This is a genomic window from Methyloversatilis universalis FAM5 (assembly GCF_000214035.2).
Taxonomy (GTDB): domain Bacteria; phylum Pseudomonadota; class Gammaproteobacteria; order Burkholderiales; family Rhodocyclaceae; genus Methyloversatilis; species Methyloversatilis universalis.
On the sequence record NZ_AFHG01000059.1, the window covers coordinates 276,739 to 303,660 of the forward strand.

General features: G+C 69.8%; 26 protein-coding genes. 10 read left to right on the top strand and 16 right to left on the bottom strand.

Annotated features, from left to right (window positions below; translation table 11 throughout):
• Window positions 1–29 precede the first annotated feature (29 nt).
• Together METUNV1_RS19145 and METUNV1_RS19150 are read right to left on the bottom strand one after the other, a co-directional pair.
• Window positions 30–566, bottom strand: a complete 537-nt coding sequence (locus METUNV1_RS19145; protein ID WP_008064677.1) for a DUF1097 domain-containing protein — start codon at window positions 564–566, stop codon at window positions 30–32.
• Between the two features lie 97 nt (window positions 567–663).
• Window positions 664–1,329: a pyridoxamine 5'-phosphate oxidase family protein gene (locus tag METUNV1_RS19150; RefSeq protein ID WP_008064679.1), complete on the bottom strand. Its 666-nt coding sequence runs from the start codon at window positions 1,327–1,329 to the stop codon at window positions 664–666.
• Between the two features lie 174 nt (window positions 1,330–1,503).
• On the opposite strand from METUNV1_RS19150, the gene METUNV1_RS19155 reads away from it, so the two are divergent.
• Window positions 1,504–2,337, top strand: a complete 834-nt coding sequence (locus tag METUNV1_RS19155) for an IclR family transcriptional regulator (protein WP_008064681.1) — start codon at window positions 1,504–1,506, stop codon at window positions 2,335–2,337.
• On the opposite strand, the gene METUNV1_RS19160 is transcribed toward METUNV1_RS19155, so the two are convergent.
• Window positions 2,327–2,536 carry a DUF2970 domain-containing protein gene (locus METUNV1_RS19160; protein ID WP_043360350.1) on the bottom strand — a complete coding sequence of 70 codons (210 nt, stop codon included), beginning with the start codon at window positions 2,534–2,536 and terminating at the stop codon, window positions 2,327–2,329. The genes METUNV1_RS19155 and METUNV1_RS19160 overlap by 11 nt on opposite strands.
• Before the next feature lie 129 nt (window positions 2,537–2,665).
• On the opposite strand from METUNV1_RS19160, the gene METUNV1_RS19165 reads away from it, so the two are divergent.
• Window positions 2,666–4,159: a sensor histidine kinase gene (locus METUNV1_RS19165; protein ID WP_008064683.1), complete on the top strand. Its 1,494-nt coding sequence runs from the start codon at window positions 2,666–2,668 to the stop codon at window positions 4,157–4,159.
• Window positions 4,156–4,821, top strand: coding sequence for a response regulator (locus METUNV1_RS19170; protein ID WP_008064686.1), 666 nt, complete (start codon window positions 4,156–4,158; stop codon window positions 4,819–4,821). Before METUNV1_RS19165 ends, METUNV1_RS19170 begins: the two co-directional genes overlap by 4 nt.
• A gap of 385 nt (window positions 4,822–5,206) precedes the next feature.
• Here the strand turns inward: METUNV1_RS19170 and uvrA are convergent, their stop codons facing one another.
• Window positions 5,207–8,047 carry an excinuclease ABC subunit UvrA gene (gene uvrA / locus METUNV1_RS19175; protein ID WP_008064688.1) on the bottom strand — a complete coding sequence of 947 codons (2,841 nt, stop codon included), beginning with the start codon at window positions 8,045–8,047 and terminating at the stop codon, window positions 5,207–5,209.
• Between the two features lie 158 nt (window positions 8,048–8,205).
• Between uvrA and METUNV1_RS19180 the strand changes: the two genes are divergently transcribed.
• The 5 genes from METUNV1_RS19180 (at window position 8,206) to ccoG (ending at window position 13,658) form a co-directional block, all read left to right on the top strand.
• Window positions 8,206–9,552 (top strand): MFS transporter, encoded by a 1,347-nt coding sequence (locus METUNV1_RS19180; RefSeq protein WP_008064700.1) that lies wholly within the window; start codon window positions 8,206–8,208, stop codon window positions 9,550–9,552.
• An 88-nt stretch (window positions 9,553–9,640) separates the two neighbouring features.
• Window positions 9,641–10,183, top strand: a complete 543-nt coding sequence (ssb, locus tag METUNV1_RS19185) for a single-stranded DNA-binding protein (protein ID WP_008064702.1) — start codon at window positions 9,641–9,643, stop codon at window positions 10,181–10,183.
• Between the two features lie 48 nt (window positions 10,184–10,231).
• Complete coding sequence (locus METUNV1_RS19190; protein WP_008064704.1) at window positions 10,232–11,644, top strand: aminotransferase-like domain-containing protein; 1,413 nt, start codon at window positions 10,232–10,234, stop codon at window positions 11,642–11,644.
• A gap of 180 nt (window positions 11,645–11,824) precedes the next feature.
• Window positions 11,825–12,148 (top strand): antibiotic biosynthesis monooxygenase family protein, encoded by a 324-nt coding sequence (locus METUNV1_RS19195; protein WP_008064706.1) that lies wholly within the window; start codon window positions 11,825–11,827, stop codon window positions 12,146–12,148.
• A 115-nt stretch (window positions 12,149–12,263) separates the two neighbouring features.
• Window positions 12,264–13,658 (top strand): cytochrome c oxidase accessory protein CcoG, encoded by a 1,395-nt coding sequence (gene ccoG, locus METUNV1_RS19200; protein ID WP_008064708.1) that lies wholly within the window; start codon window positions 12,264–12,266, stop codon window positions 13,656–13,658.
• 17 nt (window positions 13,659–13,675) lie between these two features.
• Here ccoG and METUNV1_RS19205 read toward each other — a convergent pair whose 3' ends face one another.
• From METUNV1_RS19205 to METUNV1_RS19260, 12 genes are all read right to left on the bottom strand, one after another.
• Window positions 13,676–15,067 (bottom strand): aminotransferase-like domain-containing protein, encoded by a 1,392-nt coding sequence (locus METUNV1_RS19205; RefSeq protein ID WP_008064710.1) that lies wholly within the window; start codon window positions 15,065–15,067, stop codon window positions 13,676–13,678.
• On the bottom strand, window positions 15,067–15,930 hold the full coding sequence (locus tag METUNV1_RS19210) for a Pnap_2097 family protein (RefSeq protein ID WP_051165312.1): 864 nt from the start codon (window positions 15,928–15,930) through the stop codon (window positions 15,067–15,069). The genes METUNV1_RS19205 and METUNV1_RS19210 overlap by 1 nt, the downstream gene beginning before the upstream one ends.
• Window positions 15,924–17,198, bottom strand: coding sequence for an MSMEG_0569 family flavin-dependent oxidoreductase (locus tag METUNV1_RS19215; protein WP_008064714.1), 1,275 nt, complete (start codon window positions 17,196–17,198; stop codon window positions 15,924–15,926). Before METUNV1_RS19215 ends, METUNV1_RS19210 begins: the two co-directional genes overlap by 7 nt.
• Before the next feature lie 19 nt (window positions 17,199–17,217).
• The gene (locus METUNV1_RS19220) at window positions 17,218–17,496 is read right to left on the bottom strand and encodes an MSMEG_0570 family nitrogen starvation response protein (RefSeq protein WP_232416291.1); all 279 of its coding nucleotides are present in this window, start codon (window positions 17,494–17,496) and stop codon (window positions 17,218–17,220) included.
• An 18-nt stretch (window positions 17,497–17,514) separates the two neighbouring features.
• A complete protein-coding gene (locus METUNV1_RS19225) occupies window positions 17,515–18,690 on the bottom strand; it encodes an MSMEG_0565 family glycosyltransferase (protein ID WP_008064718.1) in 1,176 nt (391 codons plus the stop codon).
• The gene (locus tag METUNV1_RS19230) at window positions 18,683–19,693 is read right to left on the bottom strand and encodes a sll0787 family AIR synthase-like protein (protein WP_008064720.1); all 1,011 of its coding nucleotides are present in this window, start codon (window positions 19,691–19,693) and stop codon (window positions 18,683–18,685) included. The genes METUNV1_RS19225 and METUNV1_RS19230 overlap by 8 nt, the downstream gene beginning before the upstream one ends.
• Window positions 19,690–20,265 (bottom strand): MSMEG_0567/Sll0786 family nitrogen starvation N-acetyltransferase, encoded by a 576-nt coding sequence (locus METUNV1_RS19235; protein ID WP_008064722.1) that lies wholly within the window; start codon window positions 20,263–20,265, stop codon window positions 19,690–19,692. The genes METUNV1_RS19230 and METUNV1_RS19235 overlap by 4 nt, the downstream gene beginning before the upstream one ends.
• Complete coding sequence (locus METUNV1_RS19240; protein ID WP_232416290.1) at window positions 20,252–21,388, bottom strand: MSMEG_0568 family radical SAM protein; 1,137 nt, start codon at window positions 21,386–21,388, stop codon at window positions 20,252–20,254. Before METUNV1_RS19240 ends, METUNV1_RS19235 begins: the two co-directional genes overlap by 14 nt.
• Window positions 21,309–22,346: a Nit6803 family nitrilase gene (locus tag METUNV1_RS19245; protein WP_008064724.1), complete on the bottom strand. Its 1,038-nt coding sequence runs from the start codon at window positions 22,344–22,346 to the stop codon at window positions 21,309–21,311. Before METUNV1_RS19245 ends, METUNV1_RS19240 begins: the two co-directional genes overlap by 80 nt.
• Before the next feature lie 168 nt (window positions 22,347–22,514).
• Complete coding sequence (locus METUNV1_RS19250; protein WP_008064726.1) at window positions 22,515–22,997, bottom strand: MSMEG_0572/Sll0783 family nitrogen starvation response protein; 483 nt, start codon at window positions 22,995–22,997, stop codon at window positions 22,515–22,517.
• A 253-nt stretch (window positions 22,998–23,250) separates the two neighbouring features.
• Window positions 23,251–24,183 carry a DMT family transporter gene (locus tag METUNV1_RS19255; RefSeq protein ID WP_008064727.1) on the bottom strand — a complete coding sequence of 311 codons (933 nt, stop codon included), beginning with the start codon at window positions 24,181–24,183 and terminating at the stop codon, window positions 23,251–23,253.
• A gap of 107 nt (window positions 24,184–24,290) precedes the next feature.
• On the bottom strand, window positions 24,291–25,436 hold the full coding sequence (locus METUNV1_RS19260) for a M48 family metallopeptidase (protein WP_008064728.1): 1,146 nt from the start codon (window positions 25,434–25,436) through the stop codon (window positions 24,291–24,293).
• A 238-nt stretch (window positions 25,437–25,674) separates the two neighbouring features.
• Between METUNV1_RS19260 and METUNV1_RS19265 the strand changes: the two genes are divergently transcribed.
• Window positions 25,675–26,166: a hypothetical protein gene (locus METUNV1_RS19265; protein WP_008064729.1), complete on the top strand. Its 492-nt coding sequence runs from the start codon at window positions 25,675–25,677 to the stop codon at window positions 26,164–26,166.
• Window positions 26,167–26,209: 43 nt separating this feature from the next.
• Window positions 26,210–26,845, top strand: coding sequence for a trimeric intracellular cation channel family protein (locus tag METUNV1_RS19270; RefSeq protein WP_008064736.1), 636 nt, complete (start codon window positions 26,210–26,212; stop codon window positions 26,843–26,845).
• The last annotated feature ends 77 nt before the right edge of the window (window positions 26,846–26,922 follow it).

Genomic DNA, 26,922 nt, shown 5'->3' on the forward strand with positions numbered 1-26,922 from the left:
CACGGGCAAGTTGCCCTGCATGCGCGCGCTCACGCGGACCGTCCGCTGTCGGCGGCGGGCGCGGACAGCCGCGCGATCAGCCGGACATTGGCCCAGCCGAACAGGCCGCCGATCAGCAGCGCCGGCGGCAGCGCGATCATCACGTTGTCGGCGCGCAGCGCGGTCAGCACCGCCGGGTCGAAGCGGCCGGGCACGTCGAGGAAGGCCCAGTTCGCCGCGAAGCCGTAGACGCACACCGGCAGCACCGCCAGCCGCGACCAGCCGGACGCCGCACTCATCAGCCCGACTGCGGCGCCGACCACCAGCGGTACCCAGACGCTGCCGGGCAGCGCGGTCGGATTGGCGAGGATGGCGAGCGCGGCCAGCCAGCCGACCGCTACGCCGAACACCGCGTGCGCCAGCACCGCCAGCAGCGCCGACGGCGCGTGCTGCATGCCGCCCAGATGGAAGAAGGCGGCCCATGCGATCACCATGGGCCACATCGGCAGCGGTGCGGACTGCATCGAGAAGGTCATTGCGACCGCCAGCATCACGTTGGCGCAGACCAGTGCGGCGAGGGGTTTCATGTGCGGACTCCTTCGGTGGGCGCGCGCCGGCCCCTGCGGCCCGGACGGGCTGCATGCGGTGACGTGCGGAAAGGGCGGCGACGGGTGCCGCCGCGGTTCAGGTGCGGCCCTGCTGCACCAGTTCGGCGTAGGCGTCCGGCGAGAGCACGCCCAGTTCGTCCGCGATGTGGCGGTCGCGCTCGGGCAGTACGTCCTGCAGCCCGTCGATGCGTTTCCACTGCGCCGGCGGCGTCGGGCAGCCGGGCTGCGGCACGTGCTTCGCGTCCTCCACACGGCGGTAGCGGTGGATGTAGCGCGGGCAGTTGATGAAGATTTCCGCCAGCTTCACCCGCACCACGAATTCGGCACCGTGGAAGGCGGGCGAACTGCCCTCCAGCAGCGGGTCGTCGCGGCTCACCGTGGCGTCACCATGCACCCGCACCCGGTGCGGCGTTTCGAAATCGATGAACAGCAGGCCGATCTTCGGGTGGGCGGTGATGTTGCCCATGGACAGGAACATGCCGTTGCCGTCGAAGCTCGGGAAAGCGAGCGTGCTGTCGTCGATCACCCGCACGAAGCCGGGCGCGCCGCCCTTGTGCGACACCGTCGGGTAGCCGCGGTGGTCGATGGTGGTGAGGAAGAAGAAGTCGCGCGATTCGATGAAGGCGCGGTGTTCCGGCTGTATCGCCGGATGCACGATGAATTCGGCCACCCGGTCGGCCAGCGGCTGCATGTCGAAGTCATCCTGCAGCGCGCGATGCTGCGCCCCGTAGAGCTGGCTCATGTCTCCTCCTGAGTCACGAAAGCTGTCCGAAGGTCGGACAAGCGGTTTGTTCATGCTCTTGTTGTTTGAACAGGATGCTAGTGTTCATGTCTGTGAGCGGCAACAGGCCGGGGATACATAGGTGTCCGGATAGCGGACACCCGCTTGCGACGCAGAGCGCACGGAGCACGGGGCATGGCGGAGGCGGACAACCGGACGAAGCAGGGACGCGGCGCGCAGCATGCGGATGCGGGCGAGGTGCCGGCCGGCAGCCTGCACCGCGCGCGCCTGCTGGTCACCACGATCGCGCGCGGTTCGCGCCGCGGCAGCGCGCTGACCGAACTGGTGGCGCGCACCGGCCTGCCGCGGGCGACTATCCATCGCGTGCTCGACATGCTGATGGACATGGGCTGGGTCGAGCGCGATCCGGTGACCCAGCGCTTCAACCTCGGGCGCGACCTCGCCGCGCTCGGCTATTCGGCGATCAGCCGGCAGCCGGTGGAGCGGGCGGCGGCGACCGAACTGAGCGCGCTGGCGGAGGCGCTCGGACAGGTGGTGTTCCTGAACCTGCGCAGCGGGCTGGACAGCGTGTGCATCGGCCGCTACGACCCGCGCTCCGACATACAGATCGGTCGCGGCGACGTCGGCCTGCGCACCGCCTTCGGCGTCACCCAGAGCTGCATCGCCATGATGTCGCGGCTGCCCGAGGACGAGGTGTGGGAGGTGGTGCGCATCAATCTGCCGCGCTACCACCGGGTCGAACGCTATGACGAACTGCGGCACCGCGAGGCGATCGCGCGTGCGCTGCGCGAGGGCTGGAGCTGTTTCGACGGCATGGTGCTGGACCGCAGCACCGGCGGTATGGGCGTGCCGCTGTGCGACGCCGCCGGCTATCCGGTGGCGGGCGTCGGCACCACCTTCATCAGTGCCTGGCTGGATGAGGCGGGGCGCGCCGACTGCCGCGCCCGCATGGAACGCGCGGCCGCGCGCATTGCGGCGCGCCTGTTCGACCTGCCGCTCAGCGGGTGATGAAGTGCACCGCGGTGAGCAGCGTGCCGACGAACAGCGCGGCGCCGATCACCGCACCGCAGGCGATCTGCAGCGGCGTGAGCTGCACCGTGTCCTGGTCGTGGCCACTGCGCTTGCGTACGCCGAAAAAGCTCCAGAACACCGTGGTGGCGACGCGCCACGGCGTCGGACGGGCGGGGGTGGGATGGACGGGTGCCATGATGAAGACCTCCTTGTGCAGGCTGACACCGTAGCGCGCGACGGCTCGCCGGCACAGTGACAGACGGTGTCCGGTCAGACCGGCACAGATCGGGCAAGTTGCCCCGCGCGCGCGGATAGAATCCGGAGCATGAAGCGCGGCACCAACCTCAAACTCACCCTCATGGTGCGCATCACGCTGCTCGCGGTGGTGATCGGCGTGCTGGCGTCGGCTGCGCTGATCTGGCGCACCACATCGCGGCTGCAGGCCGAGGCTGAGCGCAATGCCGATCTGGTGTCGCGGCTCGTCAGCGATCAGATGTCGCGCCAGCTGAGTGGCCTCGAACTGAATATCGGCAAGCCCGACCTGTCGCGCTTTGCCGAGTTTTCCGAAGTGACCCGGCTGTGCGTGCAGTACTTCGATCTCGAAGGCCGGCTGTCGGCCAACAGCTGCACCGCGGACGGCACGCGGCCCGGCGAGTACGCGCCCGAGTGGTTCCGCGAACTGATCCGCTACATGCTGAACCGCCGCATCGAGCGCGGCGCCGCCATCGAGCAGGACGTGGCCGGCGAGCCGGGGGTGCGCGTCGGGCGCCGGGTGCTGTGGTACCAGCCCTATGGCGTCGGTCTGGACGTGGGCCGTGCGCCCGGCCTCAAGATGGGCGAAGTGCTGATCCGGGTCGATGCCGACCGCGAAAGCGGCGCGGTGTGGCAGGAAATCCTGCGCCTGCTCGCGGGCGCCGCGGTGGCGGTGCTGGCGTTCAACCTGCTCATCTACCTGTCGATCAGCCGCGCGCTGCGGCCGGCGTCCGCGGTGCTGGACGGCCTCGGCAAGCTGGAGCGCGGCGATCTGGATGCGCGGCTGCCGGCCTTCGAACTGGCGGAATTCGACCGCATCGGTTCGGTGTTCAACACGATGGCGGAAAACCTGAAACAGAAGACACGCGAACAGCAGCGGCTGGCGCAGATGCTGCTCACGGTGCAGGAGGGCGAGCGGCGCCGGCTGGCGCGCGAACTGCACGACGAATTCGGACAGAGCCTGGCGTCGATCAGCGCCGAAGCGGCCTGCGTCGTGAACGAGGCCGACCGGCCCGCGCCGCAGCCGGAGGCGCTGCGCGACAGCGGTCAGACCGTGATGCGCACGGTGAGCCGCATGATGGAATCGCTGCACGGCATTCTGCGCCAGCTGCGCCCGGTCGGTCTGGACGAATACGGCCTGATCGCCGGGCTGGACCGCATGGTCCGCATGTGGGACGCGCAGGCGCGCGGCCGCTGCCGCTACTCGCTGGAGGTCGAGGGCGATTTCGCCGACCTGCCGGACGACATCGCGATCAATCTCTACCGCATCGTGCAGGAATGTCTGACCAACGCGGCCAAGCACTCCGGGGCCACGGTGGTCGAGGTCAGGCTGGAGCGGCGGCCGGTGCGCGACGACATCCGGCTGCGGGTGATCGATGACGGCGTGGTGCGCGGCCCGGTGCTGGCGGTGAAGCAGCCGGAATCCGGCGGCTTCGGCCTGATCGGCGTGAATGAGCGCGTGGTGGCGCTGGGCGGCCGCGTGCTGCTGTCGGCGCGCGAACCGCAGGGACTGGTGGTGGATATCGAAGTGCCGTGGCGACTGGGCACGCAGGTGGAGGCAGCATGAACGGATTCGCACCGCTGGTCGACGCGCCGGTCGGCATCCTGCTGGTGGATGACCACGCCGTGGTGCGCGAAGGCTACCGCCGGCTGATCGAACGTCACCCGCCGCTGCACATCGTGGCCGAAGCCGGGTCCGGCGAGGAGGCCTACCGCCTGTACACCGAACTCGCGCCGGATCTGGTGGTGATGGACATCACGCTGCCCGGCGCCAGCGGCATACAGACGCTGCAGCGCATCCTGGCGCGCGACCGCGATGCGCGGGTGCTGGTGTTCACCATGCACCGCGACGCCACCTTCGTCGAAAAGGCGCTGGAATCCGGCGCGCTTGGCTATGTCACCAAAAGCTCGCCGCCGGATCTGCTGGTGCAGGCGATACGCGCGGTGCATGCGCGCCGGCAGACGCTGAGCCCGGACGTGCAGGAAGAACTGGCGGCGCTGCGCCGCGCCGGCATTTCGGGTCGCAATGCACTGGCCGCGCTGAGCGCACGCGAATTCGAAATCCTGCGCATGCTGGTGGCCGCCAGGTCGCGCGAGGACATCGCGGACACGCTGCACCTCAGCCTGAAGACCGTGCTCAACATCCACTACCAGATCAAGTCCAAGCTCGGCGTGTCGACCGATATCGAACTCATGCACGCGGCGCGGCAGCTCGGGCTGATTGACTGAGCGCGTTGCATCGCCGCGCTCACCACAAGCTCGCGCAGTCGGTGGCCGGGGGGGGCTGTGGGAGCGGCGCCCCGCCGCGATCGGGCGTCTGATCAGATGCTGTCTCCATGCCCGGGCTGCAATCGCGGCGGGGGCGCCGCTCCCACGAAAAACTCGCCCGGTTCGTTGCCCGAGACCCGTGGGCGCGGCGCCTCGTCGCGATCGGGCGTCTGATCAGATGCTGTCTCCATGCCTGGGCAGCAATCGCGGCGGGGGCGCCGCCCCCACGAAAAACTCGCCCGGGTCGTTGCCCGAGACCCGTGGGAGCGGCGCCTCGCCGCGATGGGGCGTCCGATCAGACGCTGTCTCCATGCCCGGGCCGTAATCGCGGCAGGCGCCGGTCCGCTTACTTCCGTCGCGTCGTCGCCTTGCGCGGCTTGAGCAGCGGCGCCAGGTAGTGGCCGGTGTGCGAGCGCTCGACCGCGGCCACCTGTTCCGGTGTGCCGCTGGCGATGATCTCTCCGCCGCCGGCGCCGCCTTCCGGGCCGAGGTCGATGATCCAGTCGGCGGTCTTGATCACGTCCAGATTGTGCTCGATCACGACGATGGTGTTGCCGGCGTCGCGCAGCCGGTAGAGCACGCCGAGCAGCATGTCCACGTCGTGGAAATGCAGGCCGGTGGTCGGTTCGTCCAGGATGTACAGCGTGCGGCCAGTGTCGCGCTTGCTCAGTTCCAGCGCCAGCTTCACCCGCTGCGCCTCGCCACCGGACAGCGTGGTGGCGCTCTGGCCCAGACCGATGTAGCCCAGGCCGACCTCGACCAGCGTCTCCAGCTTGCGCGCGACCGTGGGCACCGCGTCGAAGAACTCGCGCGCCTCGTTCACCGTCATGCCCAGCACTTCGTGGATGGTTTTGCCCTTGTAGCGGATGTCCAGCGTTTCGCGGTTGTAGCGCTTGCCGTTGCACACGTCGCAGGGCACGAACACGTCGGGCAGGAAGTGCATTTCGACCCGCACCAGACCGTCGCCCTGGCAGGCTTCGCAGCGGCCGCCCTTCACGTTGAACGAGAAGCGGCCCGGGCCGTAGCCGCGCGAGCGCGCTTCCGGCGTGCCGGCGAACAGCTCGCGTATCGGCGTCAGCAGGCCGGTGTAAGTGGCCGGGTTCGAGCGCGGCGTGCGGCCGATCGGCGACTGGTCGACATTGATCACCTTGTCGAACTGTTCCAGCCCCTCGATCGCGTCATGCGCCGCCGGCAGCGCGGCCGAGCCATAAAGATGGTGGGCGGCCGCGGTGTACAGCGTGTCATTGATCAGCGTGGACTTGCCGGAGCCGGACACGCCGGTCACGCAGGTGATCAGGCCGAGCGGAATCGACGCGTCGGCGCCGCGCAGATTGTTGCCGCGCGCGCCGCGCACGTGCAGCCAGGCCTCCCCCGGCTGGGTGCGCTTCTTCGGCACCTCGATCTGTTTGCGGCCGGACAGGTAGGCGCCTGTCAGGCTGTCTTCCGACGCCTCGATGTCGGCCGGCGTGCCCTGGGCGATCACCTGGCCGCCGTGCTGGCCGGCGCCCGGGCCCATGTCCACCACGTGGTCGGCCATTTCGATCGCTTCCTGGTCGTGCTCGACCACCACCACGGTATTGCCGAGGTCGCGCAGCGTGTTCAGTGTGCCCAGCAGGCGCGCGTTGTCGCGCTGGTGCAGGCCGATCGACGGCTCGTCGAGTACGTACATGACGCCGGTCAGGCCGGAGCCGATCTGGCTGGCCAGACGGATGCGCTGCGCCTCGCCGCCGGACAGCGTTTCGGCCGAGCGGTCCAGGCTCAGGTAGTCGAGCCCGACGTCGATCAGGAAGCCGAGCCGCGCCGCGATCTCGCGCATGATGCGGGCGGCGATGGCAGCGCGCGCGCCATCCAGTTCCAGTCCCTCGAACACCTGCTGGCAGGCGCGCAGCGGCAGCGCCGCCAGCTGCGGCAGCGTGTGGCCGCCCACCTTCACATGGCGCGCGTCCGAGCGCAGCCGCGTGCCCTGGCAGTCCGGGCACACCTTTGTATTGCGGTACTTGCCCAGTTCCTCGCGCACCACCACCGAATCGGTTTCACGGTAGCGCCGCTCCAGATTGGGCACCACGCCTTCGAAGGCGTGTTCGCGCACCGTGGTGCGGCCGGATTCCGACAGGTAGCGGAAGGGAATGCGCTCCTGGCCGGAGCCGTTCAGCACCGTGTGCTGCAGCTTCGGGTCCAGCTGGTCCCAGGGCGTATCGACGTCGAATCTGTAGAAGGTGGCCAGACTGGCCAGCAGCTGGAAGTAGAACTGGTTGCGCCGGTCCCAGCCGCGGATCGCGCCTGAGGCCAGCGACAGGTGCGGATGGGCGACGATGCGCGCCGGGTCGAAGAAGGTGACCATGCCCAGGCCGTCGCAGCTGTGACAGGCGCCGGCCGGGTTGTTGAACGAGAACAGGCGCGGCTCCAGCTCGGCCACGCTGTGGCCGCACACCGGGCAGGCGAAGCGGGCGGAAAAGAGCTGTTCGGCGCCGCTGTCCATGTCCAGCGCGATGGCCCGGCCTTCCGCCTGCTGCAGCGCGGTTTCGATCGATTCCGCCAGCCGCTGCCGCGCATCGGCGCGCACTTTCAGGCGGTCGACCACCACGTCGATCGAGTGCTTGATGTTCTTGTCCAGCTTGGGCAGCTGGTCGATGTCCATCAGCTTGCCGTCCAGCCGTACCCGCACGAAGCCGCGCGATCGCAGGTCGGCGATCAGTTCGGTCTGTTCGCCCTTGCGCTCGCTCACCACCGGCGCAAGGATGGCCACGCGGCTTTCTTCCGGCATGGCGAGCACCGCATCCACCATCTGCGACACGCTCTGCGCGGCCAGCGGCGCGCCGTGTTCCGGGCAGTGCGGCGTGCCGACACGGGCGAACAGCAGGCGCAGGTAATCGTGGATTTCGGTCACCGTGCCCACGGTGGAGCGCGGATTGTGGCTGGTGGCCTTCTGTTCGATCGAGATCGCCGGCGACAGGCCCTCGATCAGGTCCACGTCCGGCTTTTCCATCAGCTGCAGGAACTGGCGCGCGTAGGCGGACAGCGATTCGACGTAGCGGCGCTGGCCTTCGGCGTACAGCGTGTCGAAGGCGAGCGAGCTCTTGCCGGAGCCGGACAGCCCGGTAATCACCGTCAGACGGTCGCGCGGAATGTCGATATTGACGTTCTTCAGATTGTGGGTGCGCGCACCGCGTATGCGTATCCAGTCCATCAGCCAGCCCGGTTCACAGCGAACCGGCTATGAAAACCCATTTCGCCAGGAAAGGCGAGCGTCGCGGTGCGCGCCCGCGGTGCGCAGGCCCCTGCCGCTTGCTAGAATCCGGGCTGCCTCTTTCCCTGCAAGCCATGACTCCCCCGATCAAAGACCGCATGACCCGCACCGAATGGCGTGCGGGCGTCACGCTGGCCTTCATTCTTGCGCTGCGCATGCTCGGCCTTTTCCTCGTGCTGCCGGTGTTCTCGGTGTTCGCGCGGACGCTGCCCGGCGGCGACAACATCTTCATGGCCGGTCTGGCTTTCGGCGTGTTCGGTCTCGCTCAGGCCTTCATGCAGATTCCGTTCGGCATCGCTTCCGACCGCTTCGGCCGCAAGCCGGTCATCGTCATCGGTCTGCTGCTGTATGCGGCGGGCAGCCTGCTGGCGATGTGGGCGCCGGACATCCACTGGATGATCGCCGCCCGCATCCTGCAGGGCACCGGCGCGATTTCCGCCGCGGTGACCGCGCTCGCCGCCGATCTGGTGCGCGACCAGCACCGCACCAAGGTGATGGCGATGATCGGATCGACCATCGGCCTCGTGTTCGCCGGTTCGCTGGTGCTGTCGCCGGCGCTGTACGGCTGGGTGGGCATGGACGGCATGTTCCTGTTCATCGCGGTGCTGGCGCTGACCGCGATTCCGCTGCTGCTGAAGGTGGTGCCCGACCCGGATCACGCGCCCGAGGTGAAGCCCACGCCGTTCGCGCGGGTGATCGCCGACCGGCAGCTGATGCGGCTCAACTTCGGCATGTTCACGGTGCACATGGTCCAGATGGCCATGTTCCTGATGGTGCCGCTGGCGCTGGTCGAGGTAATGGGGATGCCGGTGGCCGAGCACTGGACGCTCTACCTGCCCATCGTGCTGGCCAGTTTCGTCGTCATGGTGCCGGCCATCGTGTGGGCGGAAAAGCGCGCGCGGGTCAAAACCGTCTTCCTGGCGGCCATCGTCACGCTGATCGCCTCGCAGTTCGTCTTCCTGGCGCAGGTGGGCCTGATGTGGGTGCTGGTGGGCGGCCTGTTCGTGTTCTTCATCGCCTTCAACCTGCTTGAGGCGCTGCTGCCTTCGCTGGTGTCACGCATCGCGCCGCCGGCCGCCAAGGGCGCTGCGCTCGGCGTGTTCAATACCGCGCAGTCGGTCGGCGCCGCCACCGGCAGCGCCATCGGCGGCGCGATCGCGCTGCGTTTCGGCGCCAGCGGCGTGTTCGGCTTCTGCATCGCGCTGGCGATCGCCTGGTGGCTGTGGGCGCGCAGCATGCAGCCGCCGCCGGTGGTGGCCCTGCGCGAATACGCGGTCGGCGATCATGTCGATATCGAGTGGCTGCGCGAGCGCCTGCTCGAACTGCCGGGCGTCCGCGAAGCCAGTGTTGAACGGGATCGCCGGATGGCGTATCTGAAGGTGAATCTGGAACTGTGGGACGAAGAGGGCGTACGCCGGCTGCTGGACGCGCCGGCGGCTGCCTGAGATTCATATGGAATAATGGTGCGGCGCCTTTCCGGTGCCCGGCGCCGCTGTCAGAAACCAAATTCACGCATCTCGCGGGAGGAAAATCATGGCTTCAGTGAACAAGGTCATCATCGTCGGCAACCTGGGCCGCGATCCGGAAACCCGCTACGCGCCCAACGGCGACGCCATCTGCAACATCACGGTGGCGACTACCGACAGCTGGAAGGACAAGCAGACCGGCGAGCGCAAGGAACAGACCGAGTGGCACCGCGTCAGCTTCTACGGCCGGCTGGCCGAAATCGCCGGTCAGTACCTGCGCAAGGGCTCGCCGGTGTATGTCGAAGGTTCGCTGCGCACCCGCAAGTGGCAGGACAAGGAAGGCCAGGACCGCTACACCACCGAAATCCGCGCCGAACAGATGCAGATGCTGGGCAGCCGTCAGGGCGCCGGCGGTGAAGGCGGCGGCAGCGGTGGCGGATACGGCGGTGGTGGTGGCGGTTACGGCGGTGGCGACGATTTCGATCAGGCCCCGCCGCAGCGCCAGTCGGCCCCGCGTCAGGCGCCCAGCCGCCCGCAGAGCGCGCCGTCCGCACCGCCGGCATCGTCCGGTGGCGGTTTCGGCGGCATGGACGACGACATTCCGTTCTGATCGTCACCTGAACGCGAACGGCGCCTGCGGGCGCCGTTTTCATTTGCGATGACCCTCTACGAAGACCTCGCCGACCGCACCGCCCGGCAGATCGCCGACGGCGTGCTGCGCCCGGGCGACCGGCTGCCGTCGGTGCGTCAGGCCTGCCAGGCCAACGGCCTGAGCCCGATCACCGTCACCCAGGCCTACGCGCTGCTGGAAAGCCGTGGCCTGATCGAGGCGCGGCCGCGTTCCGGCTACTTCGTGCGCGCCCGCCTCGGCCGCGCGCTGCCCGAACCGGCCATGAGCGCGCCGGGCCGGCGTTCGAGTGCGCTGCAGGTGAGCGATTTCATCTTCGAAATCCTCGACAGCGTGCGCGATCCGGCAGTGGTGCCGCTCGGCTCCAGCTTTCCGGCGCCCGAACTGTTTCCGCTCGACCGGCTCGGCCGCTGTCTGGCCGCCGCCGCCCGCCGCATGAAGCCGCAGGACACGCTGACCGACCTGCCGCCGGGCCATCCGGAACTGCGCCGGCTGATCGCGCTGCGCTACCTTGGCCAGGGCGCACGGGTGTCGCCGGACGACATCATCGTCACCCATGGCGCGATGGAAGCGCTCAACCTCTGCCTGCAGGCGGTCACCCGGCCGGGCGACCTGATCGCGGTCGAATCGCCCACCTTCTACGCCGGCCTGCAGGCGGCCGAGCGGCTCGGGCTCAAGGTGGTTGAAGTGCCCAGCCATCCGCGCGAAGGCGTGAACCTTGCCGCGCTCGAACAGGTGCTCGACGCCCACCCGGTGCGCGCCTGCCTGTTCATGCTGAACTACGCCAACCCGACCGGCGCCTGTGTGCCCGACGACAGCCGGCGCGCGCTGATGGCGCTGCTCGAGCGCCACGATCTGCCGCTGATCGAGGACGACGTGTATGCCGAACTGCACCACGGCGAACAGCCGCCGCTGTGCAGCAAGGCGCTGGACCGCGACGGCCGGGTGATGCACGTATCGTCGTTCTCGAAATGCCTGGCGCCCGGCTTCCGCATCGGCTGGGTCGCCGCCGGCCGCTACGCCGACGCCATCCGCCGGCAGAAGCTGTCATTCAGCCTCGCCACGCCGGTCGCGCTGCAGCACGCGCTGGCCGACTACCTGAAGCAGGCCGGCTACGACCGTCACCTGCGCACCCTGCGCGCCGCGCTGCGCACCCAGCTCACCGCACTGGTGGCCGACGTCGAAGCCCACTTCCCGGCCGGCACCCGCATGGCCGAACCGGAAGGCGGCTACTTCCTGTGGCTGGAACTGCCGGGGGACTGCGACACGCTGGCGCTGCACCGCGAAGCACTGGCCCGAGGCATCAGCATCGCACCCGGACCGATGTTCTCGGCGCAGCGGGAGTTCCGGAATTTCGTGCGGCTGAACTTCGGGCATCCGGATACGGAGGCGAGGAGGGCGGCAGTGCGCGAGCTGGGGCGGCTGATCGCACTGCAGGGGTGACTGCGCCCAGCGTTCGCAGCATCGCCTGCCAGCCGGTCATCCGGCGGCGCCAGCAGGACTGGATGACCGAAGCCGACCGCACGGCCCGGTCGTGATACGTTCGGTGCCGGATTCCGTTCACCTGTCATGACCGCTGCCCGGCGGCCCCCTTGCTGCTGCCCTCATTCATCTTTCGACGACATGTTCACCTCCACCTTCACCTTCGCCAAAGGCCAGTACGACGATGCGTTTCACGCACTGGACGCGGTCATCGCCGGGGTCGCCCGCGCCATTCCCGGCTATCTCGGTGAGGAAGCCTGGGAAAACGCTGAAACCGGGCTGATCTCGAACGTCTATTACTGGGACTCGATGGAGGCGCTGCAGGCGCTGATGCAGCACCCGGAGCACATCCGGGCCAAGCAGCTGCAGGCGCGCTGGCTCAAGGGCTATCAGGTGGTGATCGCTCAGGTGGTGCGCACCTATGGCGACCAGGGCATCCCGCATCCGCTGGCGGCGACGAGCTGATCCACGGCCCGAACCTGCACTCCGCATCTGTGCCTGAAGTGAATCAACTCCGCTGAATCTGTTCCTGTCCGCCCGCGGCGGGTGTACTGCCGGCATCCCTTTCCGGAGCCTGCAGATGAACACCGATACGACGCTGGCGGGCGGCGCGGGCGTGGTCCGCGCCGTGCCGCTCACCTTTCACCCCCGCCCGGGCACGGTGCATGCGCGCGCGGTGTCCGGGCGCTTCAACACCTGGCGCTGGGCCATGGTTTGGCTCACCCAGCTCGTTTTCTACGGCGGCGTGTGGCTGCCCTGGCGCGACGGCGACACGGTGCGGCCGGCGCTGTGGATGGACATTCCGCACGAGCGGCTCTACCTGTTCGACCGGGTGCTGTGGCCGCAGGACGCGCTGCTGTTCGCTTTCGTGCTCATCGTCGCGGCGCTGGCGCTGTTCTTCGTGACCGCGCTGGCCGGCCGGCTGTTCTGCGGCTTCGCCTGTCCGCAGACGGTGTACACGATGATGTTCACCTGGATCGAGGCGCGCATCGAAGGCAGGCCGGCGGCGCGACGCGCGCTGGACGCGGCACCGTGGGGGCCGCGCAAGATCGCGCTGAAGGGCGTCAAGCACGCGCTGTGGTGGGCGCTGGCGGCATGGACCGCGATCACCTTCGTCGGCTACTTCAGCCCGATACGCGATCTGCTGCCGCGCCTCACCGCCTGGGACGTCGGCATGTGGGAAGGCTTCTGGCTGGTGTTCTACGCCGCCTTCACCTGTCTGCAGGCGGGCTTTGCGCGCGAATCGGTGTGCCAGCACATGTGCCCCTATTCGCGCTTCCAGGGCGTGATGACCGACGCGCATACCCGCCAGGTCGGCTACGACCGGCGGCGCGGCGAGCCGCGCGCATCGGCGCGCAGCCAGGGCGCCGGCGACTGCGTGGACTGCACGATCTGCGTGCAGGTGTGCCCGACCGGCATCGACATCCGCAACGGCGTGCAGTACGCCTGCATCAACTGCGGTCTGTGCATCGATGCCTGCGACACCGTGATGGACAGGGTGGGCCGTGCGCGCGGGCTGATCCGGTTCGCCTCTGAACATCAGCTCGCGGGTCGCGACCTGCGCCGCCCGCGAATCCGGGTCGCCGTCTATGCGGCGCTGATCGCGCTGTGCGCCGGTGCGGCGCTGTGGCTGCTGGCGAACCGGCCGGCGCTGCGGGTGGACGTGCTGCGCGACCGCAGCGTGCTGGCGCGTGAGGCGGCGGATGGCCGGATCGAGAACGTGTATCTGCTCAAGGTGGCCAATCTGGCCGGGGACGAGGCGGATGTCGTGGTGACGGTCGACGGTCTGCCCGGCGTCCGCGTGGCCGGGCCGGACCGGCTGCGCGTACCGGCCAACCGGCTCGCCAGCCTGCAGCTGACGGTATCGGCAGCGGATGAGGGCGAGCGCGGCGCCCGCCCTGTGCGCATCACGGTGGCGCGGACCGATGACGCGACGGCGGCCGCGTTCGCGGACAGCCGCTTCCTGCTGCCGTGAGCGGGCCGCAGTGGCCCTTACATCACGCCGACGTGCGGACGCAGCGGGTGCTCCAGCGCATCGGCGATCAGGCCGAGCGCCATTTCGCAGTCGGCGCGCGAGCTCGGTCCGCCGAGGCAGACCCTTACCGCGTCCGGCGGCAGCCCGTCGGTGCTGAAGGCGGCGCTGGCCACCACCGCCGCGCCGCGAGCACGCAGGCCGGAGGCGAATTCGACGATGGAGGTTTCGCCATCCAGCGGCAGCCACAGGTGGAAGCTTTCCGGCTGCGCGCGCAGCCGGTGCCGGCCGAGCAGTCGTGCTGCGATGGCCTGGCGTGCGGCGGATTCCGAGCGGATGGCGTCCAGCATCGTGTCCGCAGTGCCGTCGGTGATCCAGCGCGTGGCCAGCGCGCTGGTGACCGGTGAGCACATGACGGTGGTGGCTCTCAGCGCACCGGCCAGCCGCTCGGCCTGACGCGGCCCCGGGGCATGCACGTAGGCGGTGCGCAGCCCGGCGCCGAAGCACTTCGACAGGCCGCCGATGTAATAGGTGAGCGCCGGGGCCAGCGTGGCCAGCGGCGGCGGCACCTCGCGCGGCAGCATGGCGTAGGCGTCGTCCTCGATGATGGGGATGGCGTAGCGCAGCGCGACATCGACCAGCGCTTCGCGCCGTGCCCGGGTGACCGTGCCGGTGGTCGGATTCAGCAGCGTCGGGTTGCAGTACAGCGCGCGCGGCTTCAGCGTGCGGCAGGCCTGCTCGAAGGCTTCCGCGCTGGGGCCGTCGTCGTCCAGCGGCAGCGCGTGCAGCTGCACGCCGAGCTGGGTGGCGATGGCCTTGATGCCCGGATAGGTCAGCGATTCGACGCAGATCGTCTCGCCCGGCCGCGCCAGCAGCGACACCAGCGCAGTCAGCGCGCTGTGGATGCCCGGGCACACCAGCACCCGCTCGGCGGCGCACAGCGGCAGACGCTGGCGCAGCCAGTGCACGCCGGCCGCACGGTCCTCGCGTGAGCCGCCGAAGTCCTGGTAGCGCAGCAGATCGTTCCAGTCTGACTGCGCCATCACCTCGGCCGCGCTGTCGCGCAGATGGGCGAGCAGCGCCGGATCCTGCGGCTCGGGCGGCAGGTTCATCGTCATTTCCGCCGCGCTGCCGCCGCGCAGCGCCAGGCCGGGCGTGCTGCCGCGGACAAAGGAGCCCATGCCGGCGCGCGCGTCGATCAGGCCGCGCTTGCGCGCTTCGGCGTACCCGCGCGCCACCGTGGTGTAGTTCAGTTCGAGCGCGTCGGCCAGATCGCGCAGCGCGGGCAGGCGGTCGCGCGGGCTCAGCCGGCCGCTGCGCACGTCCTCTGCGATGAGGTCGGCGATCAGCAGATAGGCCGGCTTGTTGCTCGCACGGATGCGCTTGAGCCAGTGCTGGGCGGTCTTGTCCATCAGGCCACTCGTCGTTTGCGGGTGAGGGCGTCGGCGATGCGTACACCGTCGGCGCAGCGGCTCAGGCGTATCCAGTGCGCGTACTCGTCGCCGTCCTCACGCTCGGCCAGCAGTTCGGCGCGCACCGACTCGCCCGGATCGATGTTGCCGTAGAAATACAGTTCGCGCTCGACCGTGAGCGCCGGCCGCAGGCCGTGCCACGCCAGTTCGGCGCGGTCGGCCAGCGCCTGGAAGCTGGCGAAGTAGAGCAGGCCGGCACCGTTGAAATCGTTGTGCGGGCAGGGCGTGAAGACCGCGCTGCGCAGTGCGCCGCCGTGTGCGGGCTGCAGGCCCAGGCGGCCGACGCCGCCGCCGGTGCGGAATACGCGGGCGCGCGCCTGCAGCGACAGCGCGGCGTCGGACAGCGTGCGGTCCTCGACCGCCGTGCTGTCGCCGCCGACCGGGGCGCGCACGATGCTGCGGTTGCTGCCGGCTGCGCGACGTATGAAGGCGGACAGCAGTTCGACGCGCGCGCCACGCAGCGTGCCGGTGCGCAGGGTCTGGGTGCTGAAGTGCTGGGCGCGGCCGGGCGAGGTGGCGCGCACCGCCAGCGAGAACGTCGCGTTCTCGGTGACCGCGTCCAGCTGCGCCTCGTGCAGATGCAGCGCGGTCAGCGCGGCATAGCTCTTGTGCCCGGCCTCGTCCGCGAATTCCGGCAGTGCCCGGCCGTGCGCCTGCGCGATCGCCAGCCAGTGCAGGTGGCCGCATTCCTTCAGCAGCCAGTTTTCCGACAGGCCGTACAGGCCGAGCTGCGGCATGCCGGCGCGGTAGTGCTGCTGCAGCGCGCTGGCCGGGCGCAGCCGTTCGGCGCGGTCCATCAGCATGACAGCACCCGTTCGTCCTGCGGCTGTGACTGTCGCGCGGCGATGCGCTCGGCGAGGAAGCCGGCGTCGCGCGCGATGCCGGAAAAGCGGCCGGAGCCCCAGGTGTGCAGCCAGGGCAGGCCGAGGAAGTAGAGGCCGGCCTGCTGCGCGACGCCACGCACATGCACCGGATCGCCGCGGCCGTTGAACACCGGCGCATCCACCCAGCGGAAGTCAGGCGAAAAACCGATGCACCAGATGATGCTGGTGATGCCTGCGGCGACCGGATCAAGCTCGGCGCATTCCGCGTCCGGCTGCCACACCGGCTCATAGACCGAAGGCGGCGGCGCGGCGATGCCGCGGTCGGCGATGTGTTTGTCGATGGCGGCGTTGATGCCGTTGTAGATGCGGTCGGCGTTGTCCAGCGCGTCGCGCAGGCCGGGCGCGAAGCGGAGCTGGCCGTCGCGGTAGTCCTGCATCAGGCCGTACAGCTGCATGCCTTCGAGCGCGAAGCGGCGCAGGTCGATGTCGCGCCCGCCGTCGCGGCCGGTCACGTAGTGATTGGTGTTGTCGCGTACGCCTTCGCGCAGCGGATGGGCGGTGACCGGCATGTCGTAGTAGCCCATGTCGGCCAGCCAGTCGACCACGTCGCGGCCGCGGTAGAAGCGGGCGCAGCGCGGCGCGTCGCCCACCGCGAGATGCACGGTGCGTCCGGCCAGATGCAGGTCTTCCGCGATCTGCGCGCCGGACTGGCCGGAACCGACCACCAGCACCGCGCCCGGCGGCAGCGCACCGGCGTTGCGGTACTGCTCGGAATGCAGCTGCACGATGCCGGCCGGCAGCCGCTCGGCCATGCGCGGCACGATGGGCAGGTGATAGCCGCCGCTGGCCACCACCACCTGGTCGGCGGTCCATTCGCCGTCCGAGGTCGATACGTGGAATCCACCGTCCGGCCGCGGCGTCACGCGGTGCACGGTCACGCCTTCGCGCAGCGGCGGATTCACCTTGCGGCGGAAGGCGTCGAGCCAGGCATTGATTTCGTCCTTCTTCATGAAGCCGTGCGGCTCGGGGCCGTCGTACGGGTGGCCGGGCAGCGCGCACTGCCAGTTCGGCGTGACCAGGCAGAAGTTGTCCCAGCGCCGGGTGCGCCATACGTGCAGCGCGCTGTGCTTCTCCAGCACCAGATGGTTGATGCCGCGCTGCTGCAGGCAGGCGCTCATCGACAGGCCGGCCTGGCCGCCGCCGACGATGATGACCGGGAGGTGGGGAATGGATTCGGGGGTGCTCATGGCGTTCTCCTTGCGGCGATCATTCGTCGAAACTGACCAGATCGATGTGCTGCTGCGGGTCGTCGCCCCAGCGGGCGGCGCGCTGTTCGAGATCGGCCAGCTGGTCCATCGCGGCCGAACAGGCGAAGCCGTACTTCGCGCGCACCCGCTCGGAGGCGATGTGCAGCGCCTCGCGCACCGAGCGCATGAAATCGGGCAGCGGGTAACGGCTGCCCGGCGCGAAGTAGTCCTTGATCACCAGCGACGGCGAGTAGCAGCGGGTTTCGGTCGCGTCCGGCCAGCGGACGGTGAAGTGCATGGCGGGCATCTGCGTTCCTCAGACGGTTTCGGGTTGGCGCGCCGGCAGCAGGCCGGAGGCGCGGTAAAGCTCGAGGTGGCGGGCGGCGCTGGCCGCCCAGCCGTAGCGGTGGCACACCGCTGGCGGCGTGCGCAGCAGCGCGGCGCGGGACGGATCGAGCGCGTGCTCCATGGCCTGCGCGATCGACGCGATGTCGAGCGGGTCGGCCCAGCTCGCGCTGTCGTCGTCCAGGTATTCGGTGAAGGGGGCGATGCGCGAGGCGACCACCGGCGTACCGCAGGCCAGCGCCTCCAGCACCACCAGGCCGAAGCCTTCGCGGGTCGACGCCATCACCAGTGCGTCGGCGAGACGGAACAGCGACGGCATGTCGGCGTCGTCCACGCGGCCGGTGACGATCACGTCCTCGCCGGCGTGCAGGCCGCTTGCCTGCAGCGCGCGGTCGAAGGTCTGGCGGTAGCGGTCGTGGTTCAGCAGGCTGGCGCCGCCGGCGATCACGAGCCGTGCCTGCGGCAGTGCGGACCGCAGTGCGGCGAAGGCCTGCAGCACGCGCACCGTGTTCTTGCGTTCCTCGATGCCGCCCACCGCCAGCAGCAGCGGCCCGGGCGGAATGCCGAGGCGAGCGGCCAGCGTGGCGTCGCGTGCGTCCGGTCGTGCGGTCCAGCGTTCGAGATCGACGCCGTTGTTCACGCGGCCGGCGGCCACACCGTATTCGTCGCGCAGGATGCGCTGCCACAGGTCGCTCACGCACAGCACTGCCCGTGCGCGCAGCACGCCGCGCAGCTGCCAGGCGGCGAGGCGTTCGTCGGTGTAGGGATCGAGGTGATGCACGGTGCGCACGAAGCCGGCGATCAGGCCGCGCTCTTCCAGCGTGGCCAGCGCGTTCGCGCCGAGGCCGTCCTGCGCGTGCAGCAGATCGAAGGGGTTTTCCGCGACGCGTGGCGCCAGATGGCGCACGAAGGCGTCGATGCGCTGCGCCGCCATGCCAGCCACGCCGTCGGTGTCGCCGCTCACCGGCACCGGCTCGAAATGACAGGCCAGCGGCCGGAACAGGGTCTGGCCCGGGCCGGCCGGCGCGAACACGGTCACGTCGTGCCCCAGCGCGTGCAGCGCCTGCGCCAGTTCCACCGTGTGCACCACGCCACCGCGCGGATTGACCGAGTGGGTGAGCAGGCCGATGCGCAGACGGTCAGCCATGGACGGATTCCTGCGGTGCGCGGATGAAGGGCTGACGGGCGACGTCCCACAGTCGCACGCGTTCGCCGCTGCGTTCCAGCCACACTTCCGGTGATGCGGTGACGCGGCCGATGCGCGCGGCCGCGATACCGCGCGCGGCGAAGCGTTCGAGCACGCGCAGCCGCTGCTGCGGGCGCACCGACAGCACATAGCCGAAGCTGGGGAAGGAGAGCAGCCAGCGCAGCAGCGGCACGCCCTCCGGGCGCGGCACGGTGTCGAGGTCGATCTGCGCGCCCACACCCGAGCATTCGAGCAGCATCAGCGCACTGCCGATGGCGCCTGCCATGCTCACGTCCTTGCCGGCGTCGCACAGGCCGTCTTCGGCCAGGCGCGGCAGGATTTCGATGTCGCCGCGCAGCCGCTCGGCCGGCGCGCGGGTGGACGCATTCCAGTACGGATACGGCTCCTCGAAGGCGCCGCGCAGATCGACCGCGAGGATGAGATCGTCGTCCGGCTGCGCGTCGAAGCTGGTGATGAGCTTGCGCGCGCGGCCCAGCACCGCCACCGCCAGCTGGCCACGCGCGGCGCGGTGGTTGCTGTGGCCGCCGACGATGGGCACGCCGTAGCGCGCCGACGCCGCGGCAAGGCCGTCGAGCACCGGCTCGGAACTGTCGGCACCGTCGCTCCACAGCGCATCGACCACCGCGATCGGCCGGCCGCCCATCGCGCAGATGTCGCTCACATTCACCATGACGCCGCAGTAGCCGGCGAACCAGGGCATGCGGGCGACGAATTCCTCGACCAGCCCTTCGATCGCGAACAGCAGCCAGCCGTCGCCAGCGGGGTCCGGTATCGCCGCGCAGTCGTCGCCCACCGCCACCGCCTGCGTCATCGCAGCGGTGCCGCCGGGCAGGGCGGCGCCGAGCCGGGCCATCACGTCGGCGATGTCGCGCTTGTGCGCGAAGCCCGGGCTGCCGCGCAGTGCGTCGGCCAGCTCCACCAGCGTCATGGCGGACTGCGTCATGCGGTGGCCCCTTGCGCCCGCGTCACGAAGCCGGTGTAGACGTCGTAGCACGGCGGGTAGTGGTCGAGCTGGGCCTGCATCAGCCAGTGCGGCCGGCCGTGCAGCGTTTCCGCCTGCAGCGGCGTCCAGTGCAGGCGGCGGAACAGCGGCAGGTTCTGCGCCTGCACGTGGGCGAGGAAGGTGTGGCAGCCGCGCGCGTGCGCGCTGGTGACCGCGAGGCGGATCAGCGTCGCGCCGAGCCGCCCCTGGCTGCGGAAGGCCGGGTGCACCGCGAGACGCGAGCCCCACCACAGGCCGGGATCGCTCGCGCGGTCTTCGTGGATGCGCACGGTACCGACCACCTGGTCCGGCATGCCGCCGACGCAGGCGAGCGCGACGATGGTCTGCGCGTGCTCGTCGATGGCATCGCGGTCGTCGCCCGGGAACACGCCCTGTTCGACGCAGAACACCGCGCGGCGCAGCCGCATCGCCTGGTCGTGCTCCCAGTCACCGTGCGCCCACTTGATGCGGAACTCGCAGGGCGCGAAGCGCGGTGCCAGTTCGCACAGGTCCTTCGCGTCAGCCGACAGCATGGGCCGCCTCCGCGCGTTCGAACGAGGACAGCGACGAGCAGGCGCCGCACTTGCCGCAACCGGCCTTGATGTCGGCCGAACGCAGGCCGGCGGCAGACACCATTTCGCCGAGCGGCGCCAGTATCGAGCGCATGAATTCGGGCGACGGCGCCGGATGGTCTTCCAGCGGCGTGCCGCTGATCGGCACGAAGGGCACGACGAAGGGATAGACGCCGAGCGCGATGAGTTGCGCGCTCATGTCGAGAATGGCGTCCTTCGTGTCGCCCAGCCCGGCCAGGATGTAGCTGCTCACCTGACCGCGGCCGAACACCTCGACCGCCGCGGCGAACGCCTCCATGTAGCGGGCGAGCGGTACGGTGGCCTTGCCCGGCATGATCTGTTCGCGCAGCGCCGGCGTCACCACTTCGAGGTGCATGCCCAGGGTGTCGATGCCGGCCGCCTTCATGCGCGCGAACCAGCGGTCATCGTCCGGCGGCTCGCACTGGCCCTGTATCGGCAGGTCGACCGCAGCGCGCACCGCGAACGCCGAATCGCACAGCACCTGCGCGCCGCGGTCGGGCGTGGCCGGCGTGCCGGTGGTCATGACCATGTGCCTGACGCCGTCGAGCAGCACTGCGGCGCGTGCCACCTCGGCCAGCTGTTCCGGCGTCTTGTGTGCGATGGTGCGGCCGGCCGCTAGCGACTGGCCGATCGAACAGAACTTGCAGGCCTTGCGCCGGCTTTCATAGCGGATGCAGGTCTGCAGCACCGTGGTCGCCAGCACGTCGGCGCCGTGCAGCGTCGCGATGTGCGAGTACGGCACGCCGTCCAGGGTCTGCAGCGCGTAGAAGCGCGGCTGCTTCGGAAAGCTCGCCAGCGCGATCGGAATATGGCCGCGGCGGATCTGCACGCGGCCGTCGGCGTCCGGCGCGTCGGCGCTGAACGGCGATTCGAAGGCGCTGCCGGTATGCACCGGCACCATGATGGTGACGCCATCGACCGTGACCGCCTTGTGGTCGGACGGGCCGGCGCCGCCGCGCCGGCTGGGCGCACCGGCCTTCGGGTCAGCCAGTCGCAAGCCGTACGACTGCAGCTCCGTCATCAGTTGCCGGCTGGAGGCGTCGGGGGGCGTGATCGTGCTCATCGGCAGTGCTCCGGGGTGAGGTGTCATGCAGGGCGACGGTCGTCGTGGCCGGCCGGTCGTTGATGGCCAGGCTCAGCAGTTCCGGACGCGCGTAGTGGCCGACCGAATCCATCATGCGTTTGCGCTTGGTCACCAGCGCCATGTCGAGATCGGCCACTACCATGCCTTCGCCCTCGGTCAGCGGCGGCGCCAGATGCACGCCTTCCGGCGACACGATGGCGGTGTGGCAGCCGCCGCGCAGCGCGCGCTGCAGCGTCGCGTCGGGCGTGATGGACTGGATCTGTTCGTCGCTGAGCCAGCCGGTGGCATTGACGACGAAACAGCCGGATTCCAGCGCGTGGTGGCGGATGGTCACGTCCATCTGATCGGCGAAGATCTGACCGACCATCGAGCCCGGAAACTGGGCGCAGTGGATCTCTTCGTGCTGGGTCATCAGCGCATAGCGCGCCAGCGGGTTGTAGTGCTCCCAGCAGGCGAGCGCGCCGAGCCGGCCGATGGCGGTATCGACCACCTTCAGCCCGGCGGCGTCGCCCTGACCCCACACCATGCGCTCGTGATAGGTCGGCGTGATCTTGCGGCGCTTCAGCGTGAGCCGGCCGTCGGCGTCGAACACCAGCTGGGTGTTGTACAGGCTGCCGTGGTCGCGCTCGTTCACGCCCAGCACCACGACCATGCCGCGCGCCTTCGCGCGCTCGGCCACCGCCTGCGTGACCGGGCCCGGCACCGTCACCGCCCGTTCGTACAGCTTCAGGTGGTCGGCGCCCATGCGCACCGCCGGCTGCACGAAGGAGAAGTAGGGGTAGTAGGGCACGAAGGTTTCCGGGAACACCGCGAGCTGCGCGCCGCGGTCCGCCGCCTCGTCGATCGCCGCCAGCACGCGGGCCAGCGTGCCGTCGGCGGATTCGAGATCGGGCGCGATCTGGATGGCCGCGGCGCGCACGATGCGCGGCGCGCTCATGACCGGTGCTCCATCAGGATGTTCGCCGGGGCGCAAGGGGGCCCGTTCATCAGCCCAGGCGCCCGGTTGCCGGCGAACGGGTAGCCCGCGCCGCCCGCAGGGCCGCCCCAAGGGCGAGCGCAGCCCCCACGGGGGGCAGCGAACGGAGTGAGCGTGGGGGCCGTCATCTCAGAGCGTCCAGGTATCGAGGATGAAGGCGTTGGACTTGCGGTGCAGCAGGATCAGATCCAGCACGTCGAGCGGATTGATCGGCCGGATGCCCTCGATCAGCGCGCCTTCGCCGTGGCCGTACAGCGCCTGCAGTGCGAAGCGGCAGGCGTAGACCTTGCCGCCTTCCTCGATGAACTTCTCGATCTGCTTGTTGAAGTTCTGGTGACCCGGGAAGGCTTCGTCACCCAGCGTCGGGAAGCCGCGCTTCACGCCCAGCGTGACGCCCGGGCCGTACAGCAGCACCGAGGTGTCGAAGCCCTTGCGCTTGAGGCGGGTGGCCTGCAGCAGATTGACGAAGCCGATCGAGCCTTCGAAGGCGACGGTGTGGAAGGTGACCAGGGCCTTTTCGCCCGGCTCGGCCTTCACGTCCTCGAACACCTTCTCTTCGTAATCGACGAGGAATTCGCCTTTCTCGTTCGCGGGGCGGGTGACTTTGGGCATGGCAATCTCCGGTGGGTGATGCGTTCAGGAAGACGGTGCCGGGGTCGATGCCCCCGCACTCGTCTTTCCTTTCGCATACCGCGTGCCACACCCCGGTCAGGGTGATGCGATCAAGATGCGATCAAGCAGCGCACAGGCTGCTGCCGGCGCCGGCAGCCCATCCGGAACAGCCGGAAAAACCCTTTTCAAAGCAGGGGTTTATCCGCCCGTCACGCACCGGAATGAAGCGCGCCTGTGCGATCAATGCACCCGATCATTGCGATCGCGGTGTCGCGCGGCCGGCCGCCATGAAGGCGCCGCCGGACACGCAGAAAAGACCGGCCACCAGCCAGGGCGACAGCGCTTCGCCCAGCAGCGGCGCGGCGGCGACGCCGGCCAGCACCGGCACCAGCGCCACCAGCGCGCCGGTGCGCTCCGCCCCCAGCACCTGCACCGCCTTCAGGAAGAACATCATGGCCACGATGGTGACCCCGGCGCCCTGGTAGAGGCCGTGTACCGCGAGCATGACCGGCGGTACCTGGTCCAGCGCCTTGGGCAGCCACAGCAGATAGACCGGCAGATAGAGCGCGGTCGAGGCGAGCGCGACGAAGCGGGTGAGCGTCCACGCGTCGTAGGTCACCGGTGACTGCGCGTCACGCTGCCCCGCCTGCTGCCATTTGCGGGCCAGCACGCTGTACACCGCCCAGGCCAGCGAGCCACCGAGCAGCAGCAGATCGCCGGTCAGCGTGTCCGGACTGGGGCCGCCATGGGCATGAAACTCGTGCACCCCGGCGAACACGATGCCGAGCGCGATGAAGCACAGCGCGAGCATGCGCCGGCCGTCCGGTCGCGAGCCCAGGATGACTGCCGCGGCCAGTGCGACCAGAAAGGGCTGCATGCCGGGCAGCAGGATGGCGGCGTGGGCGGCGGGTGCGTACTTGAAGGCGGCGAACACGAATACGCCGTAGATGAGCCCGCCGAGCAGCGCCAGTATCCAGAGCCGGCGGTCACGCCAGGCGGTGCGGATCAGGTCGCCGGAAAAGGGGAGCAGCAGCAGCGCGGCGGTGCCCAGGCGCAGCGCCAGCGTGTCCCAGGCGGTCAGCGGGCTGCGGCCGGCCAGCCGGGACAGCAGGATGAAGCCGGTCCAGAGGGCGACCGTGCCGGCGGCGGCCAGATAGCCGGGCGTCCGGGAAGGGGAGGCGGACATGCGGTGGGCGGGGCGGACTGAAGTCGGCTCCGCAGTGTACGCGCGCTCTTGCGCTGCACAACGGACCGCGGCTGTACCGCTCGGGCACTGTGCGGTCGTGCCGACCGTTACAGCAGCGTGCGGCGCTGCAGCCGTCTGTGGCCGCGCGCCTGCCGGTAGCGCTGACGCCAGTCGTCGGCCGAGGCCTGCCACCACATGCGGTCGAAAGCCAGGGACAGCGTCGGCAGCAGGCCGGCGAAATAGTGTTCGGCCGCGCTCGGACCTTCGGCCGCGACCGGCAGTCCGCCGAGCCGGCCGATGCGCAGCGCGTCCAGCCTTTCGGGCAGCGAGGGATGGGTGTCCAGACTGCCGCCGTCGGAGCGCAACAGGTGATCCAGCCCGGCCAGCGCCTCGCGGCGCACGAAGCCGACCTGCACGCCCAGCCCCATTTCCCGGAAGGGGCGCATCCGCGGCCGGCGCCGGTCCTCCGCCTGGTCCATCACCCGCACCCAGTAATCGTCGTGCAGGAAACGATCCTTCATCGCCAGTTCGATCAGCGCGCCGGCCAGTGCCGGTGAGCCGACCGCGCGCGAGGCGACCGCGTCGGCCTCGAATTCATCGAGCCGTGACAGCGCCACCGACTGTTCCAGGTCCAGTCGCACCACCGGCGCCAGCAGCCACAGCAGCAGGCGCGCCGTCATGCTGCGGTCGCCGTCGATGCGATCCACGCAGCGCAGCCACCAGGTGCGCAGATGGGCCGACCAGGCGCCGGCGCGGTCGAGCTGGGCCGACAGGTGGGCCAGTTCGTGCGCAAGCACCGCCGACAGCTGGCGGGCGGTCAGGCTGTGGGCGAGCGGGATGCCGAGCAGCAGCGTGGTGCGCATCGGGCCGCACAGCCCGAGAGCCGGGCGGCAGAGCACCGCGGCGTTCATGTCCGGCGTGACCACGATGTGATCTATCCTCCGTGCGCCGAGCTGGGCGCACAGCCGGTCCACCCGCCGGCGCAGACCGGGCACCCGGGCGTCCGGCAGCAGGATGCCGGCGCCGCGGGACGGCGGCACCCACAGCCAGTACAGCGTGCGCAGCGCGACCGTAGCCAGCAGGCCGGCCGCCAGCAGGTGCGGCAGGGCGGACAGCGTGTCCAGCGGTGCAAGCGTACGCACCGACATCAGCGCGCAGGCGACGCTCAGCGCAGCGAGCAGGCCCAGACCGGCCGCCGCGCGGACGGCGAGGCGTAGACGGAGCTGGGCGGCGAGCGGAGCGGTGGCGGACACGATGGGAAGGCGGATGAATCGGGGCAGCGGCCCTTATACGCAGCCGCTTTCACAGGCAGCAATCAGCCGAAAGCACTAATCCGGCAGCCGGCCGGAGAGCGTGCGACGGCGATTTCCACGCCCGCTGCGGGCGACGCCGGAACCGTGATGCAGTAGGCATTTGTGCAGTCGGCTGCAGAATAGACTGGCTCGTCGCACATTCCGGGCGCCGGCTGCCGAAAGCGCCCCATTCCGCATCATGGCCCTGCCGCTGTTCAATCCCGAATCCATGCTGGCGGAAGTCGAGCTGCTGCAGCTGCTCGACCGAGCCGACCGCCAGGCCCGCGACCGGCTGCGCCGCTTCGGCAGCGTATGGCCTTTCGGCGCCTATGTCTGCCCGTCCGGCTACGTTCATCCGCTCGAATCCGATCCGGCCAATTACGCGCTGCCGCATTACCTGCAGTACGAAATCCTGCACGACCGGCTGGTCAATATGGCCTGGCGCGACCGGCTGATCGCCTACACGCTGGTGGCCGAGATCGCGCTGCCGGAAGAGATCGACCCGCGCCGCATGTCCTCCCTGCGGGTGCATTTCGAATCGGCCGAACTGTCGGTCTATCACTACCGCCCGTTCACGCTGGCGCCCTGCCGGTCCGAGCCGCCGGACGCGGCCGACCGCCGGCGCATCCGCTTCCTCGAACCGGTGGTGACGCCCGCCGGCCGGCACGTGTTCGAGGCGGTCGCACGCTGAACCGGCGCGGCGCGGAACGGGGCGGACGCCCTAGAATCGCCGCATGCCCAGATTCCAGCTCATCATCGCGGCGATCGAATTCGCCGCCACGCTCGCCTTTGCCGTGTCCGGACTGATCGAGGCTGCCCGCCGGCGCATGGACGTGGTGGGCATTTTCGCGGTGGCCTTCATCACCGCCTTCGGCGGCGGCACCGTGCGCGACGTGCTGCTCGACCGCCGTCCCTTCTTCTGGGTGGAGCATCCGGGCTATGTGTGGCTGGTGTTCGGACTGGCCGTGGTGGCGGCGCCCTGGCTGCACCGCCGGCGCGAGCGTTTCACCGAGCGCGCCATGATGCTGCCGGATGCGCTGGGCCTGGGGCTGTTCTCGGTCACCGGCGTCAGCCTGGCCAGCGCGGCCGACATGCCGGCGGTCGTGTCGGTCATGATGGGCGTCATCACCGGTGTGTTCGGCGGGGTCATGCGCGACGTGATCTGCAACGAAGTGCCGTACGTGTTCCACGACCACCGCCCGTACGCGCTGTGCGCCTTTGCCGGCGCCTGGGTCTATCTGGCGATGGAGGCGGTGCAGCTTCCGCCGCTGCTGTCGCTCGCGGTGTCGGTGGCGCTGATTGCCGGCCTGCGGCTGGCGGCGGTGCTCACCGGCTGGACGGTGCCGCGCTGGCAGCGCGACGAAAGCTGAGCGGCGCGCTCAATCGTCAATCTGTAGACACATTCGAAGTGTCAGCATAAAGTGACACTATCGGCTGTGCCATCGAT